The following is a 25,426-nucleotide window of genomic DNA, read 5'->3' on the forward strand; positions in this document are numbered from 1 at the left end:
CCTGTGGTCCCGAAGCCTACCGGCGCTGCCGATTCCTCAGCGAACCCATATACGGTACGGGGCTACACGCGGCCGTCGGCTCACGGGCCGCTCGCGTACCGTCGGCAACACGACACGCATGAGGAGAGAACCCGGTGGTCAGCCAGGAGCAGCGGCGGCGTCAGCTCGCCCGGGAGAAGTTCTTGCGGCAGCAGCAGCGGCGCACCAGCGCGCGACGCAAGGCACGCGTGCGCAACTCCGTGATCGCGTCGGTGCTCGGCGTGGTCGTGATCGGCAGCGTCGCGCTGTACACGACCGGTGTGCTGAAGAACGACGACGACAAGAAGACCAGTGCCGGCGCGGACGTCTCGCCGAGCGCCGCGCCGAGCAGCAAGGCGCCGGACCCGTGCGGGAAGCCCGCGGCGGGCTCGGTGAAGAAGCTGAGCTGGAAGAAGGAGCCGGCGATGACGATCGACACGTCGGCGAAGTACACGATGAGGCTCGCGACGACGTGCGGTGACATCGACATGTCGCTGAAGGCGTCGGCGGCCCCGCACACGGTGAACTCGTTCGACTTCCTGGCGGGCAAGGGCTTCTTCGACCACACCAAGTGCCACCGGCTCACCGCCGAGGGAATCTTCGTGCTGCAGTGCGGCGACCCGACGGCCACCGGCAGCGGCGGACCGGGCTACACGATCCCGGACGAGAACCTCAAGGACAAGAGCCTGAAGGGCAACACGTACCCGGCCGGCACGGTGGCGATGGCCAACACGGGGCAGAAGCACACCGGCGGCAGCCAGTTCTTCCTGGTCTACAAGGACAGCCCGCTGCCGCCCAGCTACACGCCGTTCGGGACGATCACCGAGTCGGGCATGAAGGTGCTCGAGAAGATCGCCGCGGCGGGCGCCCAGGCGGCCGACCCGACCACCGGGAACACCGCGCCGAACGCGACGGTCGTGATCGACAAGGCGACGGTCACCAAGTCCTGACCGGGCGGGGCACCCGGAGCGGCCGCCAGCGCAATTTCGCCCGCGCTGGATGCGGACAGGTCACCCGCCGGTCGCCTATGTTGGCCGTGACGAAACTGTGGACGATGCCCGGGGCGCTGAGGCCCCTCGCAGGCATCATGTGGAGGAGGCGCTGTGAGCAGCGACCCGTGGGGCCGCGTCGACGAGACGGGGACCGTGTACGTGCGTACGGCCGACGGCGAGCAGGTCGTCGGTTCCTGGGCGGCCGGCTCCCCTGAGGAGGCGCTTGCCTACTTCGAGCGCAAGTACGAGGGCCTGGTTGTCGAGATCGGCCTCCTCGAGAAGCGAGTCAAGACCACCGACCTGTCGGCGAAGGACGCCCGGACCGCGATCGACCACCTGCGCGAGCAGGTGGACGCGCACCACGCGGTGGGCGACCTCGACGCGCTGCGGACCCGGCTCGACAAGCTCGTGGAGACGGTCGAGGCCCGGCGCGAGGAGCGCAAGGCGCAGCGGGCGAAGCAGTCCGACGAGGCCCGCAGGGCCAAGGAGGAACTGGTCGCCGAGGCGGAGCAGCTCGCGCAGTCCGACCAGTGGCGGGCGGCCGGCGAGCGGCTGCGCGCCCTGGTGGACACCTGGAAGGGCCTGCCGCGGCTCGACCGCAAGTCGGACGACGAACTGTGGCACCGCTTCTCGCACGCCCGGTCGGCGTTCTCCAAGCGGCGCAAGGCGCACTTCGCGCAGCTCGACGCGCAGCGCGAGGAGGCCCGCCGGACCAAGGAGCGGCTGGTCTCCGAGGCCGAGGCGCTGTCCGGTTCGACGGACTGGGGTGTGACGGCGGCCCGCTACCGCGACCTGATGACGGAGTGGAAGGCCGCGGGCCGCGCCCAGCGCGAGCACGAGGACGATCTGTGGAACCGCTTCCGCGGCGCCCAGGACGTGTTCTTCGCGGCCCGCAGCTCGGTCTTCGCCGAGCGGGACGCGGAGCAGGCCGAGAACCTGAAGCTGAAGGAGGAGCTGGCCGAGGAGGCCGAGAAGCTCCTGCCGGTCTCGGACCTCAAGGGCTCGCGGGCCGCCTTCCGCTCGATCAACGAGCGCTGGGAGGCCATCGGCCACGTCCCGCGGGACGCGCGTCCGAAGGTCGAGGGCCGGATGCACGCGGTCGAGCGGGCGCTGCAGGAGGCCGAGGAGGCCGAGTGGCGCCGGACGAACCCGGAGGCACGCGCGCGTGCCGCGGGTCTGACCGGTCAGCTCCAGGCCGCCGTGGACAAGCTGCGGGCGCAGATCGAGCAGGCCCGCGCCCAGGGCAACGGCGCCAGGGCGGACAAGCTGGAGCGGGAGCTGGAAGGGCGTCAGGCGCTCCTGGACCAGGCTCTGAAGGGCCTGCAGGAGTTCGGCGGCTGAGTTCCCCACCGCGCGTACGAGAGGGCCCCATACAGGCGTATGGGGCCCTCTCGTGTGTCCTGGCCCCGTGCGCCGGGCGCGGCTGCGTGCCGTCAGGCCCGGCTGCGTGCCGAGGTCACGCGGTAGACGTCGTACACGCCCTCCACGCCCCGTACGGCCTTGAGGACGTGGCCGAGGTGCTTGGGGTCGCCCATCTCGAAGGTGAAGCGGGAGGTGGCCACCCGGTCGCGGGACGTCTGCACCGCCGCGGACAGGATGTTGACGTGCTGGTCGGACAGGACCCGGGTGACGTCCGACAGCAGCCGGGAGCGGTCCAGCGCCTCGACCTGGATGGCGACCAGGAAGACCGAGGACTGGGTGGGCGCCCACTCGACGTCGAGGATGCGCTCCGGCTCGCGGGACAGCGACTCCACGTTCACGCAGTCGCTGCGGTGGACCGACACACCGCTGCCGCGCGTGACGAAGCCGATGATCGGGTCGCCGGGCACGGGCGTGCAGCAGCGGGCCAGCTTGACCCACACGTCGTCGACGCCCTTGACGACGACACCCGGGTCGGCGCTGGAGCGCCGCTTGCGGCTGCGGCCGCGGGCCGGCGGTACCGTCTCGTCGATCTCCTCGGTGGCGGCCTCCTCGCCGCCGAGGGCCTGCACCAGCTTCTGGACGATGTTCTGCGCGGAGACATGGCCCTCGCCGATCGCCGCGTAGAGCGCGGAGATGTCCGAGTACCGCATCTCGTGCGCGAGCGTGACCAGCGAGTCGCCGGTGAGGATGCGCTGGATGGGCAGGTTCTGCTTGCGCATGGCCCGCACGATGGCGTCCTTGCCCTGCTCGATGGCCTCGTCGCGGCGCTCCTTGGAGAACCAGGCCCGGATCTTGTTGCGGGCGCGCGGGGACTTGACGAACCCCAGCCAGTCCCGGGACGGCCCGGCGCCGGGCGCCTTGGAGGTGAAGACCTCCACCAGGTCGCCGTTGTCCAGGGTGGACTCCAGCGGTACGAGCCGGCCGTTGACCCGTGCTCCTATGGTGCGGTGGCCGACCTCGGTGTGGACGGCGTACGCGAAGTCCACCGGTGTCGCCCCGGCCGGGAGGGCGATGACGTCGCCCTTCGGTGTGAAGACGAAGACCTCGTTGCGGGAGAGGTCGAAGCGCAGGGACTCCAGGAACTCGCCGGGGTCCTCGGTCTCCTTCTGCCAGTCGAGCAGCTGGCGCAGCCACGCCATGTCGTTGAGGTGGTCGTCCTTGCCCTTGCCCGCCTTGGGCACGTCGGTGCGGACCTTGGAGGCGCCGGCGACGGCCTCCTGCTTGTACTTCCAGTGCGCCGCGATGCCGTACTCGGCGCGCCGGTGCATGTCGAAGGTGCGGATCTGCAGCTCGACGGGCTTGCCGTTGGGCCCGATGACCGTCGTGTGCAGCGACTGGTACATGTTGAACTTCGGCATCGCGATGTAGTCCTTGAACCGGCCGGGCACCGGGTTCCACCGCGCGTGCACGGTGCCCAGGGCCGCGTAGCAGTCCCGGACCGTGTCGACGAGTACACGAATCCCCACCAGGTCGTAGATCTCCGCGAAGTCACGGCCGCGGACGATCATCTTCTGGTAGACGCTGTAGTAGTGCTTGGGGCGGCCGGTGACGGTCGCCTTGATGCGGGCGGCGCGCAGATCGGACTGGACCTCGTCGGTCACTATGGCGAGGTACTCGTCCCGCTTCGGCGCCCGCTCGGCCACCAGCCGCACGATCTCGTCGTACATCTTGGGGTAGAGGATCGCGAAGGCGAGGTCCTCCAGCTCCCACTTGATGGTGTTCATGCCCAGCCGGTGCGCCAGCGGGGCGTAGATCTCGAGGGTCTCCCGGGCCTTCTTCTCCTGCTTCTCGCGCTTGAGGTAGCGCATGGTGCGCATGTTGTGCAGCCGGTCGGCGAGCTTGATGACCAGGACGCGCGGGTCCTTCGCCATCGCCACGACCATCTTGCGCACGGTCTCGGCCTGCGCGGCCTCGCCGAACTTGACCTTGTCCAGCTTGGTGACGCCGTCGACGAGCAGGGCGACCACGTCGCCGAAGTCCCGGCGCAGGTCCTCCAGGCCGTACTCGGTGTCCTCGACGGTGTCGTGCAGCAGCCCCGCCATGAGGGTGGCCGGGTCCATGCCCAGCTCGGCGAGGATGGTGGTGACGGCGAGCGGATGCGTGATGTACGGATCGCCGCTCTTGCGCTTCTGCCCCCGGTGCCAGCGCTCGGCGACCTGGTAGGCCCGCTCGATCTGGCGCAGCGTGGCGTTCTCGATCTTGGGGTCGTTGCTGCGCACTATCCGCAGCAGCGGCTCCAGGACCGGGTTGTACGGGTTCGCGCGCTGGACGCCGAGGCGGGCGAGGCGGGCGCGGACGCGGTTGGAGGAGCCGGTACGGGCGGGCTGGCCGGCGGCGGAGCGCACGGGCGGGGCCGGTTTGGGGCGGGTGGCCTCGGGCGTCTTCTCGACGGGCGCGGACTGGGCGTGCTCGACCGTCCCGCGGGTGTCGTTCTTGGCGGACGGCACGTTCCGCGCGGGCTTGGCCGCGGGCGCCGAGGCGGGCTCGGGCTTGGCGGCGGTCAGTGGCTGGGCCTCGTCTGGCAAGAGGACTCCTCGTGCGCGATCCGGGTCCCCCGGTCAGGCTCCGGAAACCCCATGGTAGCCATCCTGTGCCGTGTCATCGCCCGCAGGCGGCTGTGAGAACCGTCTACCCGTGCAACGCGAGGGACTCCCCCGGGATTCCGCGGTGGTGACGGGGAGCGGTGTCCGGGAGGTCCGGCCGGTGGCCGCACGGCGAACGGCCGCCCCCCGGAGGTACCGGGGGGCGGCCGTTGCCGGTGGAGCGGCGTCAGATCCGCAGCAGCGCCGTCAGCGGTGCCTGGCCGAGCGCTGCCTCCAGGCGGTCCCGTCCGCCGAGGAAGCCCAGCTCCATGAGGACCGCGAGCCCCGAGACCTCGGCGCCGGCCCGCTGGATGAGCTGGATGGCGGCCTCGGCGGTGCCGCCGGTGGCCAGCACGTCGTCGACGATCAGGACACGGTCGCCGGACGCCAGGTCCTCCGCGTGCACCTCGATCTCCGCCGAGCCGTACTCCAGGTCGTACGCCTGGCGCAGCGTCGCGCCCGGCAGCTTGCCCGCCTTGCGGACCGGGATGAAACCGAGGCCCGCGCGGACCGCGACCGGTGCGCCCAGGATGAAGCCCCGGGCCTCCAGGCCGACGACCTTGGTGGCGCCGGTCTCGGCGGCGACCTGGGCGAGGGCCCCGGTCAGCGCGGAGAACGCGGCGGGATCCGCGAGCAGCGGAGTGATGTCCTTGAACATCACGCCGGGCTCGGGGTGGTCGGCCACGTCCCGGATGCGGCTGAGCAGCAGCGGCGTGATGTCGGCGAGCTCGGTCATCGGCGCTTCCCGGAGGGTCGGCCGCGGCCCCGGTTGCGGGCGGCGGGCTGGTTGCGGGGACCCACCACGGCGGGTGCCGCCTCCTCGTTCCCGTCTCCCTCGCCGGACCGGCCCGCCACGACGTCCTCGCCCGCGGCGGCCTGCGCGCGCTTGGCCATGACGCGCTTGCGCAGGGCCCGCATCGCCGGCTCGCGCTCCTTGAGGTCGGCGACGAGCGGGGTGGCGATGAAGATCGAGGAGTACGCGCCGGCCGCGAGGCCGACGAACAGCGACAGCGAGATGTCGTTCAGGGTGCCCGCCCCGAGGAATCCGCCGCCGATGAACAGCAGGCCGGCGACCGGAAGCAGGGCGACCACGGTGGTGTTGATGGAGCGGACCAGCGTGCCGTTGATCGACTGGTTGGCGATGTCGCTGTAGGTGAAGCGGGTCTGCTTCGTGATGTCCTTCGTCTGCTCCTTGAGGCTGTCGAAGACGACGACCGTGTCGTAGAGCGAGTAACCGAGGATCGTCAGCAGACCGATGACCGTGCCGGGCGTGACCTCGAAGCCGACCAGGGCGTAGATGCCGGTCGTGATCGTGATGTCGTGGATCAGCGCGATGAGGGCCGCGATGGCCATGCGCCACTCGAAGGCGATCGCCAGGTAGATCACGACGAGCACCATGAAGATCGCCAGGCCCTGCCAGGCCTTGCTGGCGATCTGCTCGCCCCAGCTCGGGCCGACCAGGTCGGCGTTGAGCTTCTCCGGATCGAGGTTCAGGTCCTTGGCCAGCGTCTGCCTGATCTCGCCGGACTTGTCGGTGTCGATGCCGGCGATCTGGATGCGCAGGCTGCCGTTGCCGAGCTTCTGCACGACGGCCTCGTGGCCGGAGGCGCTCGTCGCGAACTCCTCCGCCTGGGCCACCGACGTGCTCATCTTCGTCGGTGTCGTGAAGACCGCGCCGCCCTGGAACTCGATGCCCATGTTCAGGCCGCGCACCGCCAGGCCGACGATGGCCGTGATGGTGATCAGGATGGAGACGCCGTACCAGATCTTGCGCTTGCCGATGAAGTCGTAGCTGATCTCGCCGCGGTGCAGTCGAGCGCCGAGGTTGCCGAGTTTCGACATCGCTCACGCCTCCTTCGGGTCGACAGGGCCGGCGGCGGGACCGGCGGGACGGCGGGTGCGGCGCAGCGGCGGCTTGGCACCCAGGCTCTTCGGGTCGAGGCCGGACCACTTGTGGCCGTTCGCGAAGAACTTGCGGCGGGCCAGCAGCGTCATCAGCGGCTTGGTGAACAGGAAGACGACGACCACGTCGAGCACGGTGGTCAGGCCGAGCGTGAACGCGAAGCCCTGCACCTTGCCCACGGTCACGATGAACAGCACGGCGGCGGCGAGGAACGACACGAAGTCGGAGACCATGATGGTGCGCCGGGCTCGCGGCCAGGCCCGCTCGACGGCGGGGCGCAGCGAGCGGCCCTCACGGATCTCGTCCCGGATGCGTTCGAAGTACACGATGAACGAGTCCGCGGTGATACCGATGGCGACGATGGCACCGCAGACGGCCGGGAGGTTCAGCGCGAAGCCGATGGCCGGGCCGAGCAGCGCCATGATCACGTAGGTGAGGATGGCGGAGACCAGCAGGGACGCCATGGCCACGAGCGAGAGACCGCGGTAGTAGGCGATCAGGTAGATCACGACCAGGGCGAGGCCGATCGCGCCGGCGATCAGGCCCGCGCGGAGCTGTTCGCCGCCCAGCGCGGCGGTCACCGTGGTGACGGTGTCCTCGCTGAACGAGAGCGGGAGCGCGCCGTAGGACAGCATGTTCGCGAGACTCTGCGCCTCGTCCTGCGTGAAGCTGCCGGAGATCTCCGCCTGGCCGCCGGTGATGGCGTTCTGCACGTACGGGCTGGAGACGACCTCGCCGTCGAGGACGATGCCGAACTCGTTCTGCGGGCTCTGGTTCTTGGCCAGCTCGCCGGTGATGTCCGCGAACTTGCTGGACCCGGCCTTGGTGAAGGTCATCTGGACCTGCCAGCCGGAGCCGCCCTGGGTGTCGAAGACCGCCTGGGCCTTCTTGACCTCGGTGCCGTCCACGCCGGCCGGGCCGAGCAGGTACTTGTACCAGACCTTGTCCCGCTGGCCGCAGGCCACGGTGGGCTCACCGGGCTTGGCGTTGGTGCCGGCCTTGGCGCGCTCGGCGGGCTTGGCGCAGTTCAGGGCCGTGTACTGGGCCTGCAGCTTGCTGGTGTCCGGGGTGCCCGTGGCCGGGGCGGACGGGCTGGCGGAGGTCTCGGCGCCGGACGAGGCGCTCGGGGAGGCCGACGGCGAGGCGTCGGCCTTGAGCGCGTCGGTGACGGCGCGGCCCTGCGAGGTCGCGGAGGCCGACGGGGAGGCGGAGGAGGACGAGGACGCCTTCTCCTTGGCGGAGCCCGACGGGCTCGGGGAGGCGCCGCCGCTGGAGGACGCGCTCGGCGAGGGGTTCGCCGGGGTGGCGCCGCTGGGCTCGCTGGCGAGCACCGGGCGGAAGTACAGCTTGGCGGTGGTGCCGACCTGCTGCTGGGCCTCCTTGGAGTTGGTGCCCTTGGGGATGTTCACGATGATGTGATCGCGCCCCTGGGTCTGCACCTCCGCCTCGGAGACGCCCAGACCGTTGACACGGCGGTTCATGATGTCGACCGCGGTGTCCATGTTGGCCTGGTTGATCGCGGACCCCTGGTCGGCCTTCGCCTTGAGCGTGATGCTCGTACCACCGGCGAGGTCGATGCCGAGGCGCGGTGTCGTGTGCCCGGAGAGGAACATCCCCCCGGTGAGCGCCACGATGGCGATCAAAATGAGGGCCAGCGAGCGCCCTGGCTTGCTCTGGGCGCTCCCGCTCCGGCCCCTCTTAGGTGCTGCCACCTTCTCGTACTCCCTCTCGGGCCGCCCCGCGCCAGGTCGGCGCGGTCGGCCATGACATGGTGTCGGGCTCCGTGCGGCGAACAGGGGCGCCCGGGGTGCGCGGGACGCGGCCGGGCCGCGCCGCGCACCCCGGGACGTGCCTACTTCGCCTCGGAGTCGCCGTCGGTCTTCTTCGGCTCTTCGTCCGTCCTGGCCTCGGCGACCTCGGCGGCGTCGGTCCCGTCCTCGGCGACGTCCTTCTTACCGAAGTCGACGGCCTTGTCGCCGGAGGCGGCGGCAGCGGCGGGCGCGTCGGTCTCGCCGGTCTCGGTGAGGGAGGAGGCGTCGTCCGGGACGACGTCGGCGTCGGTCTTGAGGTCGTGCTCGATGCCGTGGACGATCCGGTTGTACTCGTCGTCGGTGAGGACGGCGCCGATCGCGTTCTTGGCGAAGAGGAGGTCGACGCCCGGTCCGGCGTCGAGGAGGACCGTGTCCTCGCTGACCTCCTTGACCGTCGCGTACATGCCCCCGATCGTGCGGACGCCGGAGCCGGGCTGCATCTCGTTGCGCATGTTCGCGGCCTGCTGCTGCTTCTTCTTGGCCGAGCGCGTCATCAGGAACATGGCCGCGATGAGCACGATGAACGGGAGAAGGGTCAAGGTATTCACGGGACGGGGTTTCCTTCGCGCGACCGCGCGGTGAGAGCGGCCTGTTGATGGGGGTGGGTCGGCGCCGCCCGCAAGGGCGGCATCGGCGGAGTCTAAGCGAGTCCGCGCGCATGGAACAACGCTCAGCATGGCACCTGGGTTCCTGCCCCCGCCAATGCCCTCGCCGTCACGCCCCGAACAGGTCCTGTTGTCCGTTTCCCCCGGTGACCGTGCGGGGCGGGGTCAGACCGAGGTGCGCCCAGGCGGCCGGGGTGCCGACGCGGCCGCGCGGAGTGCGGGCCAGCAGTCCCTCCCGGACCAGGAAGGGCTCGGCGACCTCCTCGACCGTCTCGCGTTCCTCCCCCACCGCGACGGCGAGCGTGGACAGGCCGACCGGGCCCCCGCCGAACAGCTTCAGCAGCGCCTCCAGCACGGCCCGGTCGAGGCGGTCGAGGCCGCGGGCGTCCACTTCGTAGACGGCGAGGGCGGCCGCGGCGATCTCACGGGTGACCACACCGTCCGCCTTGACCTGCGCGTAGTCCCGGACGCGGCGCAGCAGGCGGTTGGCGATGCGGGGCGTGCCCCGGGAGCGGCCGGCGATCTCGGCGGCGCCGTCCGGCTCGATGCCGACGTCGAGCAGGCTCGCCGAGCGGTGCACCACGCGCTCCAGCTCGCGCGGCTCGTAGAACTCCATGTGCGCGGTGAAGCCGAAGCGGTCGCGCAGCGGGGGCGGCAGCAGGCCCGCCCGTGTGGTGGCGCCGACCAGGGTGAACGGGGGCAGCTCCAGCGGGATGGCGGTGGCGCCGGGGCCCTTGCCGACGATGACGTCGACACGGAAGTCCTCCATCGCCATGTACAGCATCTCCTCGGCGGGCCGGGACATGCGGTGGATCTCGTCGAGGAACAGGACCTCGCCCTCCTGGAGCGAGGAGAGGATCGCGGCGAGATCGCCGGCGTGCTGGATGGCGGGGCCGGAGGTGATGCGGATGGGGGCGCCCATCTCGGCCGCGATGATCATCGAAAGGGTGGTCTTGCCGAGGCCGGGGGCGCCGGAGAGCAGCACGTGGTCGGCGGTGGCGCCGCGCGCGCGTGCGGCGCGCAGGACGAGGTCGAGCTGTTCGCGGACCTTCTCCTGGCCGATGAACTCGTCGAGGTCCTTGGGGCGCAGGGCCGCCTCGACGGCCTGGTCCTCCCCGTCGGCGGCGGAGCCCACCAGCCGCTCGGGGGCGGTGGGGTCGGTCGTGTCGTCCCAGTTCATGTGGTGTGCCTCGGGGTGGTGTGGTCGGTCAGCGGGCGCGGTTCAGGGTCTGCAGAGCCGCCTTCAGCAGCTGACCCACCTGCGGGGTGCCGCCCGCGGCCTCGGCCTGGGGGGTCACGGCGGCGACGGCCTCGTCGGCCTCGCGGGTGGCGTACCCGAGACCGATGAGGGCCGCGTGCAACTGGTCGCGCCAGCCCTGGGTGACGGGCGCGCCCACCGCGGGGGCGCCGACCGGGGCGCCGAGGCGGTCCTTCAGCTCGAGCAGCAGCTTCTGGGCACCCTTCTTGCCGATGCCGGGCACGGCGGTGAGTGCCTTCTCGTCGGCGGTGGCGACGGCGCGGCGCAGCGCGTCCGGCGTGTGCACCGCGAGCATGGCCTGGGCGAGCCTCGGTCCGACCCCGCTGGCGGTCTGGAGCAGCTCGAAGACCTGGCGCTCGTCGTCGTCGGCGAAGCCGTACAGCGTCAGGGAGTCCTCGCGGACGACCAGGGACGTGTGCAGTCTGGCGGGCCGGCCCAGGCGGAGCGTGGAGAGTGTGTTCGGCGTGCACTGGACGGCCATGCCGACGCCGCCCACCTCGATCACCGCCGCGTCGGGGGCGAGTGCGGCGACGGTGCCGCTGAGGAAGGCGATCATGCCGTACGGCCTTTCTTCGCGTGGGCCGCGTGCAGCGCCACGGCCTGCTGGAGTCGGTTCTGCGCGGGGGCGCGCCAGATGTGGCAGATGGCGAGGGCGAGGGCGTCGGCCGCGTCGGCCGGCCTGGGCGGTGCGGGGAGCCGGAGCAGCCGGGTGACCATGGCACCGACCTGCGCCTTGTCGGCGCGTCCGCTGCCGGTGACGGCGGCCTTGACCTCGCTGGGGGTGTGCAGCGCGACCGGGATGCCCCGGCGCGCGGCACAGAGCGTGGCGACCGCGCTGGCCTGGGCGGTGCCCATCACCGTGCGCACGTTGTGCTGGCTGAACACCCGCTCCACGGCGACGAAGTCGGGCCGGTGCTCGTCCAGCCAGGCCTCGATGCCCCGCTCGACGGCGACCAGGCGGTGCCCCAGCTCGGCGTCCGCGGGCGTCCGTACGACACCGACGCCGATCATGGTGAGCGGACGGCCCGCCACTCCTTCCACGACACCGACGCCGCACCGGGTCAGGCCGGGGTCCACCCCCAGTACGCGCACCGCGCCCTCCCTCCGTGGTGATCCGCGGATGCCTAGGTGATCCACGGATGCCGCCAGGCTAACCGCTGCCTGTGACAACGGCGGCGGGCCGGTGGACGTGTCCCACCGGCCCGCCGAACCGCTCAGCACGGCAGCGCTACGCGTCGACCTTCTCCATGATCTCGTCGCTGACGTCGAAGTTGGCGAAGACGTTCTGCACGTCGTCGCTGTCCTCGAGCGCGTCGATCAGTTTGAAGATCTTCTTGGCGCCCTCCTCGTCCAGCTCGACCTGGACGGACGGCACGAAGCTGGAGTCGGCGGAGTCGTAGTCGATCCCGGCTCCCTGCAGGGCGGTGCGGACCGCGACCAGGTCGGTGGCCTCGCTGATGACCTCGAAGGTCTCGCCGAGGTCGTTGACCTCCTCGGCACCGGCGTCCAGGACGGCGCCGAGGACGTCGTCCTCGGTCAGCTCGCCCTTGGGGACGATGACGACGCCCTTCCGGCTGAACATGTAGGACACCGAGCCCGGGTCGGCCATGCTGCCGCCGTTGCGGGTCATGGCCACGCGCACGTCGGAGGCGGCGCGGTTGCGGTTGTCGGTGAGGCACTCGATGAGCACCGCGACACCGTTGGGGCCGTAGCCCTCGTACATGATCGTCTCGTAGTCGGCGCCGCCGGCCTCCAGGCCGCCGCCCCGCTTGATCGCGGAGTCGATGTTCTTGTTGGGGACCGACTGCTTCTTGGCCTTCTGGACGGCGTCGTACAGTGTCGGGTTGCCGTCGAGGTCGACACCGCCCATGCGTGCCGCGACCTCGATGTTCTTGATCAGCTTCGCGAAGAGCTTGCCGCGCTTGGCGTCGATCACGGCCTTCTTGTGCTTCGTCGTAGCCCATTTAGAGTGGCCGGACATCTGCCTGTCTCCTTCGCGTAACCCATCTCTGCAACGAACTCCAGAGATCCTACAAGGACTCGGGTGTCCGGTTGGCGCGCACCATGTCGACGAAAAGCGCGTGCACGCGGTGGTCGCCGGTCAGTTCCGGGTGGAACGACGTGGCGAGCGCGTTGCCCTGGCGGACCGCGACGATGTGTCCCTCGTGCTCGGCGAGCACTTCGGCCCCGGCGCCCACGGACTCCACCCAGGGAGCGCGGATGAAGACGCCCTCCACAGGATCGCCCGTGACGCCCCGGACGTCGACCGCTGCCTCGAAGGACTCGTTCTGCCGTCCGAAGGCGTTGCGGCGCACGATCATGTCGATGCCGCCGATGGTCTCCTGGCCCGAGCGCGGGTCGAGGATCTTGTCGGCGAGCATGATCATGCCGGCGCAGGTGCCGTAGACGGGCATGCCGCCGCGCACGCGCGCGCGGAGGGGTTCCATCACTCCGAAGAGGACGGCCAGCTTGGAGATGGTGGTGGACTCGCCGCCGGGCAGGACGAGGCCGTCCACCTCGGCGAGCTCCTCGGGGCGCCGCACCGGCCTGGCCACGGCGTCGGCCGCGGCCAGGGCGGTGAGGTGCTCCCGCACGTCGCCCTGGAGTGCCAGGACGCCTATCACGGGGGTGCTCATGTGCCGTGTCGCCTTACCAGCCGCGGTTGGCGTAGCGCTCGGTCTCGGGCAGGGTGTCGCAGTTGATGCCGACCATGGCCTCGCCGAGGTTGCGGGAGGCGTCGGCGACGATCTTCGGGTCGTCGTAGAAGGTGGTGGCCTTCACGATGGCGGCGGCGCGCTTGGCCGGGTCGCCGGACTTGAAGATGCCGGAGCCGACGAAGACGCCCTCGGCTCCGAGCTGACGCATCAGCGCGGCGTCGGCCGGGGTGGCCACACCGCCGGCGGAGAAGAGGACCACCGGGAGCTTGCCCAGTTCGGCGACTTCCTTGACCAGCTCGTACGGGGCGCGCAGCTCCTTGGCCGCGGCGTACAGCTCGTGGTTGTCGAAGCCGCGCAGGCGGGCGATCTCGTTCTTGATCTGGCGCAGGTGGCGGACGGCCTCGACGACGTTGCCGGTGCCGGCCTCGCCCTTGGAGCGGATCATCGCGGCACCCTCGGCGATGCGGCGCAGCGCCTCGCCCAGGTTGGTGGCACCGCAGACGAAGGGGGTGGTGAAGGACCACTTGTCGGAGTGGTTGACCTCGTCGGCCGGGGTGAGCACCTCGGACTCGTCGATGTAGTCGACACCGAGGGACTGCAGGACCTGGGCCTCGACGAAGTGACCGATGCGGGACTTGGCCATGACCGGGATCGAGACGGCCTCGATGATGCCCTCGATCATGTCGGGGTCGGACATGCGGGCCACGCCGCCGTCCTTGCGGATGTCGGCCGGGACCCGCTCCAGGGCCATGACGGCGACGGCGCCCGCGTCCTCAGCGATCTTCGCCTGCTCCGGCGTGACGACGTCCATGATCACGCCGCCCTTGAGCTGCTCGGCCATGCCGCGCTTCACACGGGCGGTGCCGGTCTCGGGAGCCTGGTTGTCGGTGGTGGACACGGGTGACCTCACTGAAGGAAGACGGGTGTGACTGCACCGACGAGGAAACGCGAGGCGACCAGTCCACAGCAAGGGCCAATGGCGACCCGGTGGATCGTTTTGCCCGGCCGGGGGCGCGGGGCCCGCCTCAGGCCGCCCGCTCCACCAGGGCCGCGGGCGGCTCGTCGTCCATCTCGAAGGCCAGCGGGAACGGGGCGTGGCCGGCCAGCCGGAACCAGCGCACCTTGCGGTGCTCGCGGAGCCGGCGGGCGGCACCGACGGCGTCGTTGTGGAATCGGCGGGCCATGGGGACCCGGCGTACCGCCTCGGCCAGCTCACGGGCCGCCTCGTCCCCGCCCGGGGCGTCCCGGACGACCTCGACCTGCCGCGGGTCCTCGAACACGGCGCGCAGGGCCTGGCTCAGCTCGCTCTCCGCGACCTCCCGCTGGTCCTCCTCCGCCTGCCGGGCGGCGTGCGCGGCCTCGTAGAGCACTATCGAGGCCGCCGGGTCCAGGACGCCCGAGGTGGCGAGTTCCTGGGTCACGGAGGCCCGGCGCAGAAGCTGGGCGTCCAGCGCGGCCCGCGCGGCGTCCATGCGCACGTGCAGCCGGTCCAGCCGCCCGGCCGTCCAGCTCAGGTAGACGCCGACGGCGACGAGCGCGAGCAGGATCCAGATGAGGGTTGCGGTCACGGGCGAAGGCTATCGGGACGCCGCGGCCGTGCCGTCGCCCCCCGTCGGGTCAGTCCCGGGCCAGACCGAACCGGGACCGCCGGCCCGGGCGCTCGTCCGTGGCCACCGCCGACGTGCCGGTCGTGACGGTCTCGTACACCGACAGGATGTCGGCGCCGACCGTCGACCAGTCGAAGCGGCGGACGTGCGCGCTGCCCCGGTCCCGCAGCTCGGCCCGTCGCTCCGGGTCGGCCAGCAGGTCGGCCGCGGCCCGCGCCAGCGCGTCGGCGTCCTCGTTGGCGAAGACCTCGCCGGCCTTGCCCTGGTCGAGGACCTGGACGAAGGCGTCCAGGTCGGAGGCGAGGACGGGGGCTCCCGCCGACATCGCCTCGACCAGGATGATGCCGAAGCTCTCGCCGCCGGTGTTGGGCGCGACGTACAGGTCGACGCTGCGCAGGAAGCGGGCCTTGTCCTCGTCACTGATCATGCCGAGGAACTCCACGCGCGAACGCAGTTCGGCCGGCAGGCCCTCGACGGCCGCCTCCTCGTCGCCGCGCCCCGCGACCAGCAGCCGGGTCCGCGGGCGGGCGGCCAGGATCTTCGGCAGCGCCCTCATCAGTACCGGCAGGCCCTTGCGGGGCTCGTCGATGCGGCCGATGAAACCGATGGTGTCGCCCTGCCACTCCGCCCTGGGCTCGGCCTCCGCGAAGAAGTCGACGTCGACGCCGTTGGGAATGACCACCGCGTCCCCGCCCAGGTGCTCGACCAGGGTGCGGCGGGCGTACTCGCTCACCGCGATCCGCGCGCTGATCTTCTCCAGCGCGGCCTGCAGGATCGCGTACGCGGCGATCATCGCGCGCGAGCGGGGGTTGGACGTGTGGAAGGTCGCCACGATGGGGCCCTGCGCGGCCCAGCAGGTCAGCAGGCCGAGCGACGGCGACGTCGGCTCGTGGATGTGGACCACGTCGAACGCGCCCTCGTGCAGCCAGCGGCGCACGCGCGCGGCCGACAGGAAGCCGAAGTTCAGCCGGGCCACCGAACCGTTGTACGGCACCGGGACCGCGCGACCGGCCGAGACGACGTACGGCGGCAGCGGGGTGTCGTCGTCGGCGGGCGCCAGGACGGAGACCTCGTGGCCGAGCCGGATGAAGTACTCGGCGAGGTCGCGGATGTGGAACTGGACGCCGCCGGGCACGTCCCAGGAGTACGGGCAGACGATCCCGATTCTCACGCGGGTCCCTTCGTGGGGTCCAGGTCGGCGAGCCACAGGCGCTGGAGCATGTGCCAGTCCTCCGGGTGCTCGGCGATCCCGGCGGCGAAGGCGTCGGCGAGCGACTGTGTCATGGCGGACGTCCTCTCGGCCCGCGTCCCCGTCTCCGGTACCTCGATCGGGGGATGCACGCGGCCCTTCATGACGGGGGAGTCGTCGTACCGGAGGGTGACGGGCAGCAGCAGCGCGCCGGTCTGCTGGGCCAGCAGGGCCGGTCCGGCGGGCATCCGGGCCCGGGCGCCGAAGAAGTCCACCTCGGTGCCGGACGCGGACAGGTCGCGGTCGGCGACCAGGCAGACCAGGCCGCCCTCGCGCAGCCGCCGGGCCAGGGTGCCGAAGGCCGAGCCGCCGCTGTGCGGGAGCACCTCCATGCCCAGTCCCTCGCGGTAGGCGACGAAGCGGTCGTAGAGGGTCTCGGGCTTCAGCCGCTCGGCGACCGTGGTGAACGGGGTCCGCAGCTCGGTGGTGACCCAGGCGCCGGCCAGGTCCCAGTTGGCCAGGTGCGGCAGGGCCAGGATCACGCCGCGCCCCGAGGCGAGGCCGTCGGTCAGGTGGTGCAGGTCCTTGGCCTCGAAGCCGGCCCGGACCCGCTCGGGGCTCCAGGCCGGGAGCCGGAAGGACTCCATCCAGTAGCGCAGGTAGGAGCGCATGCCCGCGCGCGAGAGCTCGGCGAGCCGGTCCGGGCCGGCGTCGGGCACCACGCGCGCGTAGTTCGCCTCCAGGCGCTGTACGCCCTTGCCGCGCCGCTTCCAGGCGAGGTCGGCGACGGTCCGGCCGAGACGGACCGCGACGGGTTCGGGGAGCCTTTTGACGGTGCTCCAGCCGAGTCCGTAGAGCGCGTCGGTGAGCCGGTCGGCGGTGCTCACTTCGCCGTCTCCCTCCCCTGGGAGGCGTTCTCCCCGGCCGCGTGGGAGGTGCTCTCCCCGGCCGCGTGGGAGGTGCTCTGCCCGGCCGCGTGGGAGGTGCTCTGCCCGGCCGCGTGGGAGGTGCTCTCCCCGGCCGCGTGGGAGGTGCTCTGCCCCGCCGAGGCCGCCGCGTCGGCCTCGGCGGACTCGCGGCGGACGGTGACGACCCGCTGGACCAGCGTCACGAGGCTGCCCGCGGCGACGATCCACAGGGCCACGGGCAGCAGCCACTGGATGCCCGGCACACCGAACTTGTGCAGTCCCGCGAAACCGGCCGCGACCAGCGAGATCACCAGCCGCTCGGCGCGTTCGACGAGCCCGTTGACGGCGACCGGCAGCCCGATCGACTCGCCGCGCGCCTTGGTGTACGAGACGACCTGGCCGCTGGCCAGGCAGAAGATCGTGACGGCGCACAGGACGTTGTCGTCGCCGTTGCCCGCGTACCACAGTGCGAGGCCGCCGAAGATCGCGCCGTCGGCGACCCGGTCCAGGGTGGAGTCCAGGAAGGCGCCCCAGCGGCTGGAGCGGCCGAGCTGGCGGGCCATGTTGCCGTCGACCAGATCGGAGAAGACGAAGAGCGTGATCACGACCGTGCCCCAGAAGAACTCGCCTCGGGGATAGAAGACCAGCGCGCCCGCCACCACACCGGCGGTGCCGATGAGCGTGACCGTGTCGGGGCTGACGCCCCGGCGGATCAGAAACGCGGCGAACGGCGTGAGGACACGCGTGAAGAATGCACGCGCGTACTTGTTCAGCATGGCCTTCCCGACGGTCGTTGTCGCCGTGGCCCTGGTGGCCTCCGGCTGGCCCATCGTAGTCACGCGCCCGCGTGCGTGGCGGGCGGGCACCCGCGAGCCCGTGCCGCCGCCCCGCGCACACCCCCGGCGCGGGCGGCAGTGACGCGCCCGCGCCGCCGTGGCCGCTTCACGGCCGTTCGTATGGACGCGGCGTTACGGGAGTGGAAAGCTCGAAGGACCGCGGGCGTCGCCGGAGCCGCCAGAGCACGCGGGTCCCGCGCGTCCGCGCCCACAGTGACCTCACCGTGCACGGGAGGCAGGACCATGGGCGACAAGGCACAGACACATCCCGGAGCCGCCGGCAGGGCAAGGGCGGCCGACCACCCCGCGTCCATAAGGAATGTGGTGCTGGTCGGCCACTCCGGATCGGGCAAGACCACGTTGGTGGAAGCCCTCGCCCTGACCGCGGGCGCGGTCAACCGGGCGGGCCGCGTGGAGGACGGCGGCACCGTCTCCGACCACGACGACATCGAGCACCGGCAGCAGCGCTCGGTGCAGCTCTCGCTGGTCCCGGTCGAATGGGACGGCATCAAGGTCAACGTCATCGACACCCCCGGGTACGCCGACTTCGTCGGGGAGCTGAGGGCCGGTCTGCGGGCCGCGGACGCGGCCCTCTTCGTCGTCTCGGCCTCGGACGGGGTGGACGGCTCGACCCGCATGGTCTGGGAGGAGTGCCAGGCCGTCGGCATGCCCCGGGCGATCGTGGTGACGCACCTGGAGTCGGCGCGCGCGGACTTCGAGGAGATGACCCGGGTCTGCGCGGAGGCCTTCGGCGCAGACGACCCCGACGCGGTGCTGCCGCTGTACCTGCCGCTGCGCGGCCCCGAGGGCCCCGACGGACACGCTCCGGTGACGGGCCTCGTCGGCCTGCTGTCGCAGAAGCTGTTCGACTACTCGACCGGCGAGCGCAAGGAGTCCGAGCCCGGTGCGGACCAGCTCCCGGACATCGAGCAGGCCCGTGACCGGCTGATCGAGGGGATCATCGCCGAGAGCGAGGACGAGACCCTCATGGACCGCTACCTGGGCGGCGAACGGGTCGACGTCAAGACGCTGGTCCAGGACCTGGAGCGGGCCGTGGCGCGCGGCACGTTCTTCCCGGTCCTGGCCGCCGCGCCCGCCGCCGAGGGCGCCCGGCAGGGCCTCGGCACGGTGGAACTGCTGGCACTCGTCACCGGTGGGTTCCCGACGCCGTTCGAGCACCCCATGCCGGGGGTCACCACGATCGGCGGCGAGACGCGTGAGCTGAAGGCCTGCGACCCGGACGGCCCGCTGGTCGCCGAGGTCGTGAAGACCTCCTCCGACCCCTACGTCGGCCGCATCTCCCTGGTCCGCGTCTTCTCCGGCACCCTGCGCCCCGACGAGACGGTGCACGTCTCCGGGCACGGGCTGACGGACCGCGGGCACGAGGACCACGACGTCGACGAGAAGGTCGGCGCCCTGTCCACCCCGTTCGGCAAGCAGCAGCGCCCGGTCGCGCACGCCGTCGCCGGCGACCTGGTGTCCGTGGCCAAGCTCGGCCGCGCCGAGACCGGGGACACCCTCTCGGCCAAGGACGACCCGCTCCTGATGGAGCCCTGGCGGATGCCCGACCCGCTGCTGCCGCTCGCCATCCAGGCGCACAGCAAGGCCGACGAGGACAAGCTCTCGCAGGGCCTTTCCCGCCTGGTCGCCGAGGACCCGACGATGCGCCTGGAGCAGAACCAGGACACCCACCAGGTGGTCCTGTGGTGCCTGGGCGAGGCGCACGCGGACGTCGCCCTGGAGCGACTGCGCAGCAGGTACGGCGTCCAGGTCGACGTCGTCCCGCACAAGGTCCCCCTGCGGGAGACGTTCGCGGTGAGGGCCGCCGGGCGCGGCCGGCACGTGAAGCAGTCCGGCGGGCACGGCCAGTACGCCATCTGCGAGATCGAGGTGGAGCCGCTGCCCGGCGGCTCGGGCATCGAGTTCGTGGACAAGGTGGTCGGCGGTGCCGTACCGCGCCAGTTCATCCCGTCCGTGGAGAAGGGCGTACGGGCGCAGGCCGCCCGGGGCGTCGCCGCGGGCTATCCGCTCATCGACGTGCGGATCACGCTGCTGGACGGCAAGGCGCACTCGGTCGACTCCTCCGACGCCGCGTTCCAGACGGCGGGCGCGCTGGCCCTGCGCGAGGCCGCGGCGGGCGCGCGGATCCATCTGCTGGAGCCGGTGAGCGAGGTGGGCGTGCTGGTCCCGGACGACTACGTGGGCCCGGTGATGAGCGACCTGTCGAGCCGGCGCGGCCGGGTGCTCGGCACCGAGCAGGTGGGCTCGGGACGGACCCTGATCCGGGCCGAGGTGCCCGAGTTCGAGATCGGCCGGTACGCCATCGACCTGCGTTCCCTGTCCCACGGCACCGCCCGCTTCGACCGCGCCTACGCACGGCACGAGCCGATGCCGCCGCAGATCGCCGAGCGCGTCCGCGAGCAGGCCGGCGAGTCGCCGTGACCCGCTCCGCCCGGCCCGGTGCGCCGGTGGGCGGCTTCGGCCGTACCCCGGCGCGCCGTCGGTGGCTGCGGATACGCTGATCACCTGATCACGTCGTGCCGAAGTCGTGCGGCTGTCCTGCGGATCCGGCAGGTTGGCCTGTTCAACAGGTGTGCGGGGCAGTGAAGTCGGGAAGGCCGCAGGAGCGACACCGGCGGCGAGGGGGCGGGAATGTCGGTTGGTACGGAGTGGGACGGCCCGCAGGTGCCCGTCTCCGGCGACGAGGGACAGGCGGCGACGTTCGCGCTGGCCTCGGCCGCCTACCGGGACAACGTGATCGAGGACATCAAGAAGACCGACAACGAATGGCACCAGTCGACCGTCAAGGCCGGCCGGATATCCCTGCTCAGGCCCAACCTCGGCGAGGCCTTCTCACGGGCCGTGGTCGACCGCATGATCGCCCCGGGCCGAAAGCCGCTCATCCAGTCCTTCGGCGCCGAGCCCCAGGTCGTGGTGGAGCACGCGCTGGCGGCGAACAACATCCGGCGCGAGCGCGACAACCGGTTGTCCGTCGTCGTGGTGCTGTGCGGCCTGATCTTCCTGCCCGGGTTCATCGGCTGGCTGCTGGTCTTCCAGTTGCGCACGTTCGTCGCCAAGCGCGACGACAAGCGTGCCGGGACGCTCGCCACGGTGCTCCTCACCGGGGTGGGCGTGCTCGCCGCGCTCTTCCTGCTGAAGATGCCGTTCGGCGGATTCTGGGGGTGGTACGCGCGCGGCTGCGTCGTGATCCCGGTGCTCGGCTGGTTCTGGGCCAAGCGGATCTGCGAGCGCAGCGCCCGTGATCTGCGGGCGCGCTGGGAGGGCCTGCTCTCCGGCAGCAGCGTCGGCGCCAAGGTGCCCGAGGCAGTGCCGCGCGCTCCGGGCGAGACCGCGGCCGAGCAGTTGCGCCAGTCGCTGGCCCGGCTCGATGCCGAGCAGCGGTCCAACTCCGTCTTCTACGCCGGGCCGAAGGGCATACTCGGCATGGGCACCCGCTGGGGTTCCTGGCAACTCGCCGAGGACCTCGAGCCGGCGGACCCCTCGCGGGAGATCCACCCCTTCCGGAGCTGGGACGTCGTACGCGCCATCCACGACCAGCTCCGCATGCTGGAGCGGGGGCCGCTGAACACCGGTGGCTTCCCCCGGCCGTCGATACGGCACTGGATCGTCACGCCCATCGGGGAGAACTCCAAGGAGGTGTCCCGGCCCGAGGGCACGGACGTCGAGGCGTTCCAGATCAAGCAGCACGCGGTCCAGGACATCTGCAACAAGCAGCAGTTCGGCAGCGGCGACCGGCACTACCTGGGGGTGCAGTGGACGCTGTGGGACGGGCAGCTCGTGATCACCATGATGATCACGGTGACGGTGCTCCACGAGACGCTGCGCATCGAGGTGACCGGGCACGCCCTGGGACCGGTGAACCCGCTGTTCACCACGAAGCCGGCGGCGCCCACCAAGGAGGTCGCCAAGTCGCTCAAGCCCTGGGAGAGCCGCACGGTCAGCCTGCCCCTGGTACCCACCGACGAGGTGGTGCGGCTCACCGCGCGCGCCCCGCTGACCTGGTACCCGCCGATGCTCAAGTGGCTCGGCGGCTCGCTCGCCCTGCCGGAGCCGTTCGGGCTGCGGCACGCCTGGGCGGACCAGCCGTGGCGGCACCGCTTCATGGCCGACGACGCGCTGCGCGCGGCCACCCCGGTGCTGCGGGTGGTGCACTCGGCCGCGATCCGGGTGCTGCGGGAGAACGGCGTGGACACCGAGAAGTTCGGCAACCGCTCGTCCGTCCTCAGCGGCCTGGTGCAGGACCCGACGCCGCGGAAGGCCGATCTGTACGACGCGTGAGGGGTGCCCTCGGTCCCGAGGGCACCCGCGGACCTACGCCGGCGCCGGCCAGGCCTCGGCGAGCATCTTCCTGGTGTCCGCCAGTAGCTGCGGCAGCACCTTGGTCTGGCCGACCACCGGCATGAAGTTCGTGTCGCCGCCCCAGCGCGGGACGATGTGCTGGTGCAGGTGGGCGGCGATGCCGGCGCCGGCCACCGTGCCCTGGTTCATGCCGATGTTGAAGCCGTGGGCTCCGGACGCGGTGCGCAGCGCGGTCATGGCCTGCTTGGTCAGCTCGGCCAGCTCGGCCGTCTCCGGCAGGGTCAGGTCCGTGTAGTCGGCCACGTGCCGGTACGGCACGGTCATCAGGTGGCCGCCGTTGTACGGGTAGAGGTTGAGGACCGCGTACACGTGCTCGCCGCGGCGGACGATCAGGCCGTCCTCGTCCGACTTGGCCGGGATCGAGCAGAAGGGGCAGCCGTCGTCGGCCCCCGGGCCGCTCGGCTTGTTCTCGCCCTGGATGTAGGCCATCCGGTGGGGCGTCCACAGGCGCTGGAACGCGTCCTGCGTCCCCACTCCGATCTGCTGTTCCGGCTCACTCGTCATGCAAGGCAGCATATTGCTTCGCCCGTTCGCGGCGTGTCGCCGGGGCGTCCGGGCCCCCGTCAGCGGCCAAGCTGGGCCGGTGGACGACGACAGCCCCGCGGCCCGCTGGGAGCAGCGCACCGAGATCCCGCTCTTCCTGGGGTCGCTGATCTTCATCGCCGCCTATGCCACCCGGGTCCTGGCCCTGGGCATCCCGTCCTTCTGGCGGGGGCTGTGCCTGGCCACCATGCTCACGCTGTGGGCGCTGTTCGCGGCGGACTACCTGGTGCGCTGGCGACTCGGCGGGCAGCGGTTCCTGCGCTTCGTCAGCACGCACTTCCTGCACACCGTCGTCGTGGTCCTGCCACTGCTGCGCCCGCTGCGGATCGTGCCGCTCTACGACGTGATCCAGCGCAGGCAGGGAGAGCCCCGGCTCTCGCTGTACGCGCGCGTGATCGCCTACGCCAGCCTGTCCACCCTGCTGCTCGGTTTCTCCGGCGCCCTCGCGGTCTACCAGGAGGAGCGCGGGGCGCCGGGCGCCACCATGAAGACGTTCGGCGACGCCGTGTGGTGGGCCGCTTCGACCCTGAGCACGGTCGGCTACGGGGACGTCATCCCGGTGACCACGGCCGGCCGGGTGATCGCGACCGGGATGATGGCCGGCGGTCTCGGCCTGCTCGGCGCGGTGACGGGTTCGTTCTCGTCGTGGCTGATGCAGACCTTCGCCCGCGAGGGCGACGAAGGGCCCCCGGGAAGGTGACTCCCCGGCGGCCCTCCGAGGGCGCGGATCAGACCTGGGCCCGCTCCGCCACGACCTTCGCGATCTTGGCGATGGCCTCGTCGAACGGGATGCCGTTCTCCTGCGAGCCGTCGCGGTAGCGGAAGGACACCGAACCGCCCGACATGTCCTCGTCGCCCGCGATGACCATGAAGGGCACCTTCTGCTTCTGGGCGTTGCGGATCTTCTTCTGCATACGGTCCGAGGAGGAGTCCACCTCGACGCGCAGACCCTGCTTCCTGGCCGCGGCCGCGAACTTCTCCAGGTACTCCACGTGCGCGTCACCGATCGGGATGCCGATCGCCTGGACGGGGGCCAGCCACGCCGGGAAGGCGCCCGCGTAGTGCTCCAGGAGCACCGCGAAGAACCGCTCGATGGAGCCGAACAGGGCGCGGTGGATCATCACCGGACGCTGCTTGGCGCCGTCGGGACCGGTGTATTCGAGGTCGAAGCGCTCGGGCAGGTTGAAGTCGAGCTGGATGGTCGACATCTGCCAGGTCCGGCCGATGGCGTCCTTCGCCTGGACGGAGATCTTCGGGCCGTAGAACGCGGCGCCGCCCGGGTCCGGCACGAGGGGGAGGCCCTGCTTCTCGGCGACCTGGCGCAGCGTCTCGGTCGCCTCCTCCCAGACCTCGTCCGAGCCGACGAACTTCTCCGGGTCCTTGGTGGACAGCTCCAGGTAGAAGTCGGTCAGGCCGTAGTCGCGCAGCAGGCCGAGGACGAAGGTGAGCGTCCTGTCCAGCTCCTCGGACATCTGCTCACGGGTGCAGTAGATGTGCGCGTCGTCCTGGGTGAAGCCGCGGGCCCGGGTGAGGCCGTGCACGACGCCCGACTTCTCGTACCGGTACACGGTCCCGAACTCGAACAGGCGCAGCGGCAGTTCGCGGTAGGAGCGGCCGCGCGCGTCGAAGATCAGGTTGTGCATCGGGCAGTTCATGGGCTTGAGGTAGTAGTCCACGCCCTCGTCGAGCTGCATGGGCGGGTACATGCCCTCGGCGTACCAGTCCAGGTGCCCGGACGTCTCGAAGAGCTTCCCCTTCGTCGCGTGCGGGGTGTAGACGAACTCGTAGCCCTCCTCCTCGTGCCGGCGGCGCGAGTAGTCCTCCATCACGCGGCGGACGATGCCGCCCTTGGGGTGGAAGACGGCGAGGCCGGAGCCGATCTGCTCCGGGATGGAGAACAGGTCCAGTTCGTTGCCGAGCTTGCGGTGGTCGCGCTTCTCGGCCTCGGCGAGGAAGTCGAGGTGCGCCCTGAGCTCGTCCTTGGACGGCCAGGCGGTGCCGTAGATGCGCTGGAGCATCGGGTTCTTCTCGCTGCCGCGCCAGTAGGCGGCCGCGTTGCGCATCAGCTTGAACGCCGGGATCAGGCGGGTGGAGGGCAGGTGGGGACCGCGGCAGAGGTCCTTCCAGCACAGCTCGCCGGTCTTGGCGTCGAGGTTGTCGTAGATCGTCAGCTCGCCGGCACCGACCTCGACGTCCGCGCCGTCGTCGTGCGACGCCGAGCCCTTGAGGCCGATCAGCTCCAGCTTGTACGGCTCGTGCGCCAGTTCCTCGCGGGCTGACTCCTCGGTGACCACGCGGCGGGAGAAGCGCTGCCCGCGCTTCTGGATCTCCTGCATCTTCTTCTCGACGGCCTTGAGATCCTCGGGCGTGAACGGCTTCTCGACGTCGAAGTCGTAGTAGAAGCCGTCCTTGACGGGCGGGCCGATGCCCAGCTTGGCCTCGGGGAAGAGCTCCTGCACGGCCTGCGCCATGACGTGCGCGGTGGAGTGGCGCAGGATGTTCAGGCCGTCCTCGGAGGAGATGTGGACGGCTTCGACCTCGTCACCGTCGGCCGGCTCGTGGCTGAGGTCCCTGAGCTCACCGGCCACGCGCACGGCGATGACGGAGCGCTCGCCCGCGAAGAGGTCGGCGGCCGTAGTGCCCGTCGTCACCACGCGTTCTTCCCGCTCGGAATCGCGTTGGATGATCACACGGACGTCTGACACCGGTCTCTCC

The 25,426-nt window shown here is 71.3% G+C and carries 21 protein-coding genes and 1 pseudogene; 5 read left to right on the forward strand and 17 right to left on the reverse strand.

The genetic code is table 11. The features are described from left to right. Positions 1-134 precede the first annotated feature (134 nt). On the forward strand, positions 135-968 hold the full coding sequence (locus tag MXD57_RS11370; protein ID WP_250401239.1) for a peptidylprolyl isomerase: 834 nt from the start codon (positions 135-137) through the stop codon (positions 966-968). A 153-nt stretch (positions 969-1,121) separates the two neighbouring features. Continuing rightward, a complete protein-coding gene (locus MXD57_RS11375) occupies positions 1,122-2,351 on the forward strand; it encodes a DUF349 domain-containing protein (protein ID WP_250401240.1) in 1,230 nt (409 codons plus the stop codon). A 92-nt stretch (positions 2,352-2,443) separates the two neighbouring features. On the opposite strand, the gene MXD57_RS11380 is transcribed toward MXD57_RS11375, so the two are convergent. From MXD57_RS11380 to pgsA, 15 genes and pseudogenes are all read right to left on the reverse strand, one after another. Next, positions 2,444-4,957, reverse strand: coding sequence for a RelA/SpoT family protein (locus MXD57_RS11380; protein WP_250401241.1), 2,514 nt, complete (start codon positions 4,955-4,957; stop codon positions 2,444-2,446). Between the two features lie 244 nt (positions 4,958-5,201). Beyond that, positions 5,202-5,750: an adenine phosphoribosyltransferase gene (locus MXD57_RS11385; RefSeq protein ID WP_250401242.1), complete on the reverse strand. Its 549-nt coding sequence runs from the start codon at positions 5,748-5,750 to the stop codon at positions 5,202-5,204. Beyond that, the gene (gene secF, locus MXD57_RS11390; RefSeq protein ID WP_250401243.1) at positions 5,747-6,856 is read right to left on the reverse strand and encodes a protein translocase subunit SecF; all 1,110 of its coding nucleotides are present in this window, start codon (positions 6,854-6,856) and stop codon (positions 5,747-5,749) included. The genes MXD57_RS11385 and secF overlap by 4 nt, the downstream gene beginning before the upstream one ends. Before the next feature lie 3 nt (positions 6,857-6,859). After that, entirely contained in the window at positions 6,860-8,629 is a 1,770-nt protein-coding gene (secD, locus tag MXD57_RS11395) for a protein translocase subunit SecD (protein WP_250401244.1), read from the reverse strand. 140 nt (positions 8,630-8,769) lie between these two features. Then, the gene (gene yajC, locus MXD57_RS11400) at positions 8,770-9,276 is read right to left on the reverse strand and encodes a preprotein translocase subunit YajC (RefSeq protein WP_250401245.1); all 507 of its coding nucleotides are present in this window, start codon (positions 9,274-9,276) and stop codon (positions 8,770-8,772) included. A 166-nt stretch (positions 9,277-9,442) separates the two neighbouring features. Further along, positions 9,443-10,513, reverse strand: coding sequence for a Holliday junction branch migration DNA helicase RuvB (gene ruvB, locus MXD57_RS11405; protein WP_250401246.1), 1,071 nt, complete (start codon positions 10,511-10,513; stop codon positions 9,443-9,445). Positions 10,514-10,541: 28 nt separating this feature from the next. After that, on the reverse strand, positions 10,542-11,147 hold the full coding sequence (gene ruvA / locus MXD57_RS11410; protein ID WP_250401247.1) for a Holliday junction branch migration protein RuvA: 606 nt from the start codon (positions 11,145-11,147) through the stop codon (positions 10,542-10,544). Beyond that, positions 11,144-11,683 carry a crossover junction endodeoxyribonuclease RuvC gene (gene ruvC / locus MXD57_RS11415; protein WP_250401248.1) on the reverse strand — a complete coding sequence of 180 codons (540 nt, stop codon included), beginning with the start codon at positions 11,681-11,683 and terminating at the stop codon, positions 11,144-11,146. The genes ruvA and ruvC overlap by 4 nt, the downstream gene beginning before the upstream one ends. A gap of 136 nt (positions 11,684-11,819) precedes the next feature. Further along, positions 11,820-12,572, reverse strand: a complete 753-nt coding sequence (locus MXD57_RS11420; RefSeq protein ID WP_250401249.1) for a YebC/PmpR family DNA-binding transcriptional regulator — start codon at positions 12,570-12,572, stop codon at positions 11,820-11,822. 49 nt (positions 12,573-12,621) lie between these two features. Beyond that, entirely contained in the window at positions 12,622-13,227 is a 606-nt protein-coding gene (pdxT, locus tag MXD57_RS11425) for a pyridoxal 5'-phosphate synthase glutaminase subunit PdxT (RefSeq protein ID WP_250401250.1), read from the reverse strand. 13 nt (positions 13,228-13,240) lie between these two features. Beyond that, positions 13,241-14,146 (reverse strand): pyridoxal 5'-phosphate synthase lyase subunit PdxS, encoded by a 906-nt coding sequence (pdxS, locus tag MXD57_RS11430; RefSeq protein WP_308290703.1) that lies wholly within the window; start codon positions 14,144-14,146, stop codon positions 13,241-13,243. Positions 14,147-14,273: 127 nt separating this feature from the next. After that, entirely contained in the window at positions 14,274-14,816 is a 543-nt protein-coding gene (locus tag MXD57_RS11435) for a hypothetical protein (protein ID WP_250401251.1), read from the reverse strand. A gap of 49 nt (positions 14,817-14,865) precedes the next feature. After that, positions 14,866-16,026: a glycosyltransferase family 4 protein gene (locus tag MXD57_RS11440; protein ID WP_250401252.1), complete on the reverse strand. Its 1,161-nt coding sequence runs from the start codon at positions 16,024-16,026 to the stop codon at positions 14,866-14,868. Then, positions 16,023-16,931 carry a phosphatidylinositol mannoside acyltransferase gene (locus tag MXD57_RS11445; protein WP_250401253.1) on the reverse strand — a complete coding sequence of 303 codons (909 nt, stop codon included), beginning with the start codon at positions 16,929-16,931 and terminating at the stop codon, positions 16,023-16,025. The genes MXD57_RS11440 and MXD57_RS11445 overlap by 4 nt, the downstream gene beginning before the upstream one ends. Positions 16,932-17,065: 134 nt before the next feature. After that, a pseudogene (pgsA, locus tag MXD57_RS11450) lies at positions 17,066-17,782 on the reverse strand (phosphatidylinositol phosphate synthase); the annotation flags it as partial. A 249-nt stretch (positions 17,783-18,031) separates the two neighbouring features. Between pgsA and MXD57_RS11455 the strand changes: the two are divergent. Both MXD57_RS11455 and MXD57_RS11460 read left to right on the forward strand, forming a co-directional pair. Then, complete coding sequence (locus MXD57_RS11455) at positions 18,032-20,230, forward strand: elongation factor G-like protein EF-G2 (RefSeq protein WP_250401254.1); 2,199 nt, start codon at positions 18,032-18,034, stop codon at positions 20,228-20,230. Between the two features lie 210 nt (positions 20,231-20,440). Next, entirely contained in the window at positions 20,441-22,087 is a 1,647-nt protein-coding gene (locus tag MXD57_RS11460; RefSeq protein ID WP_250401255.1) for a hypothetical protein, read from the forward strand. A gap of 33 nt (positions 22,088-22,120) precedes the next feature. On the opposite strand, the gene MXD57_RS11465 is transcribed toward MXD57_RS11460, so the two are convergent. Beyond that, entirely contained in the window at positions 22,121-22,684 is a 564-nt protein-coding gene (locus tag MXD57_RS11465) for an HIT family protein (protein ID WP_250401256.1), read from the reverse strand. Between the two features lie 67 nt (positions 22,685-22,751). On the opposite strand from MXD57_RS11465, the gene MXD57_RS11470 reads away from it, so the two are divergent. Next, positions 22,752-23,411, forward strand: a complete 660-nt coding sequence (locus MXD57_RS11470; protein WP_250401257.1) for a potassium channel family protein — start codon at positions 22,752-22,754, stop codon at positions 23,409-23,411. Positions 23,412-23,439: 28 nt separating this feature from the next. Here the strand turns inward: MXD57_RS11470 and thrS are convergent, their stop codons facing one another. Next, entirely contained in the window at positions 23,440-25,416 is a 1,977-nt protein-coding gene (thrS, locus tag MXD57_RS11475; RefSeq protein WP_250401258.1) for a threonine--tRNA ligase, read from the reverse strand. Between the last annotated feature and the right edge of the window lie 10 nt (positions 25,417-25,426).

It is taken from the genome of Streptomyces cellostaticus (genome assembly GCF_023630175.1).
In the GTDB taxonomy this organism is placed as follows: Bacteria; Actinomycetota; Actinomycetes; order Streptomycetales; family Streptomycetaceae; genus Streptomyces; species Streptomyces cellostaticus_A.

Coding starts and splice junctions, on each gene's coding strand:
- MXD57_RS11385 (WP_250401242.1), bottom strand. CDS start 5,750: ATGACCGAGCTCGCCGACATCACGCCGCTGCTGCTCAGCCGCATCCGG.
- secF (WP_250401243.1), bottom strand. CDS start 6,856: ATGTCGAAACTCGGCAACCTCGGCGCTCGACTGCACCGCGGCGAGATC.
- ruvB (WP_250401246.1), bottom strand. CDS start 10,513: ATGAACTGGGACGACACGACCGACCCCACCGCCCCCGAGCGGCTGGTG.
- ruvA (WP_250401247.1), bottom strand. CDS start 11,147: ATGATCGCCTTCCTCAGCGGCACCGTCGCCGCACTCGCCCCCGACGCG.
- MXD57_RS11420 (WP_250401249.1), bottom strand. CDS start 12,572: ATGTCCGGCCACTCTAAATGGGCTACGACGAAGCACAAGAAGGCCGTG.
- pdxT (WP_250401250.1), bottom strand. CDS start 13,227: ATGAGCACCCCCGTGATAGGCGTCCTGGCACTCCAGGGCGACGTGCGG.
- MXD57_RS11455 (WP_250401254.1), top strand. CDS start 18,032: ATGGGCGACAAGGCACAGACACATCCCGGAGCCGCCGGCAGGGCAAGG.
- MXD57_RS11460 (WP_250401255.1), top strand. CDS start 20,441: ATGTCGGTTGGTACGGAGTGGGACGGCCCGCAGGTGCCCGTCTCCGGC.
- MXD57_RS11465 (WP_250401256.1), bottom strand. CDS start 22,684: ATGCTGCCTTGCATGACGAGTGAGCCGGAACAGCAGATCGGAGTGGGG.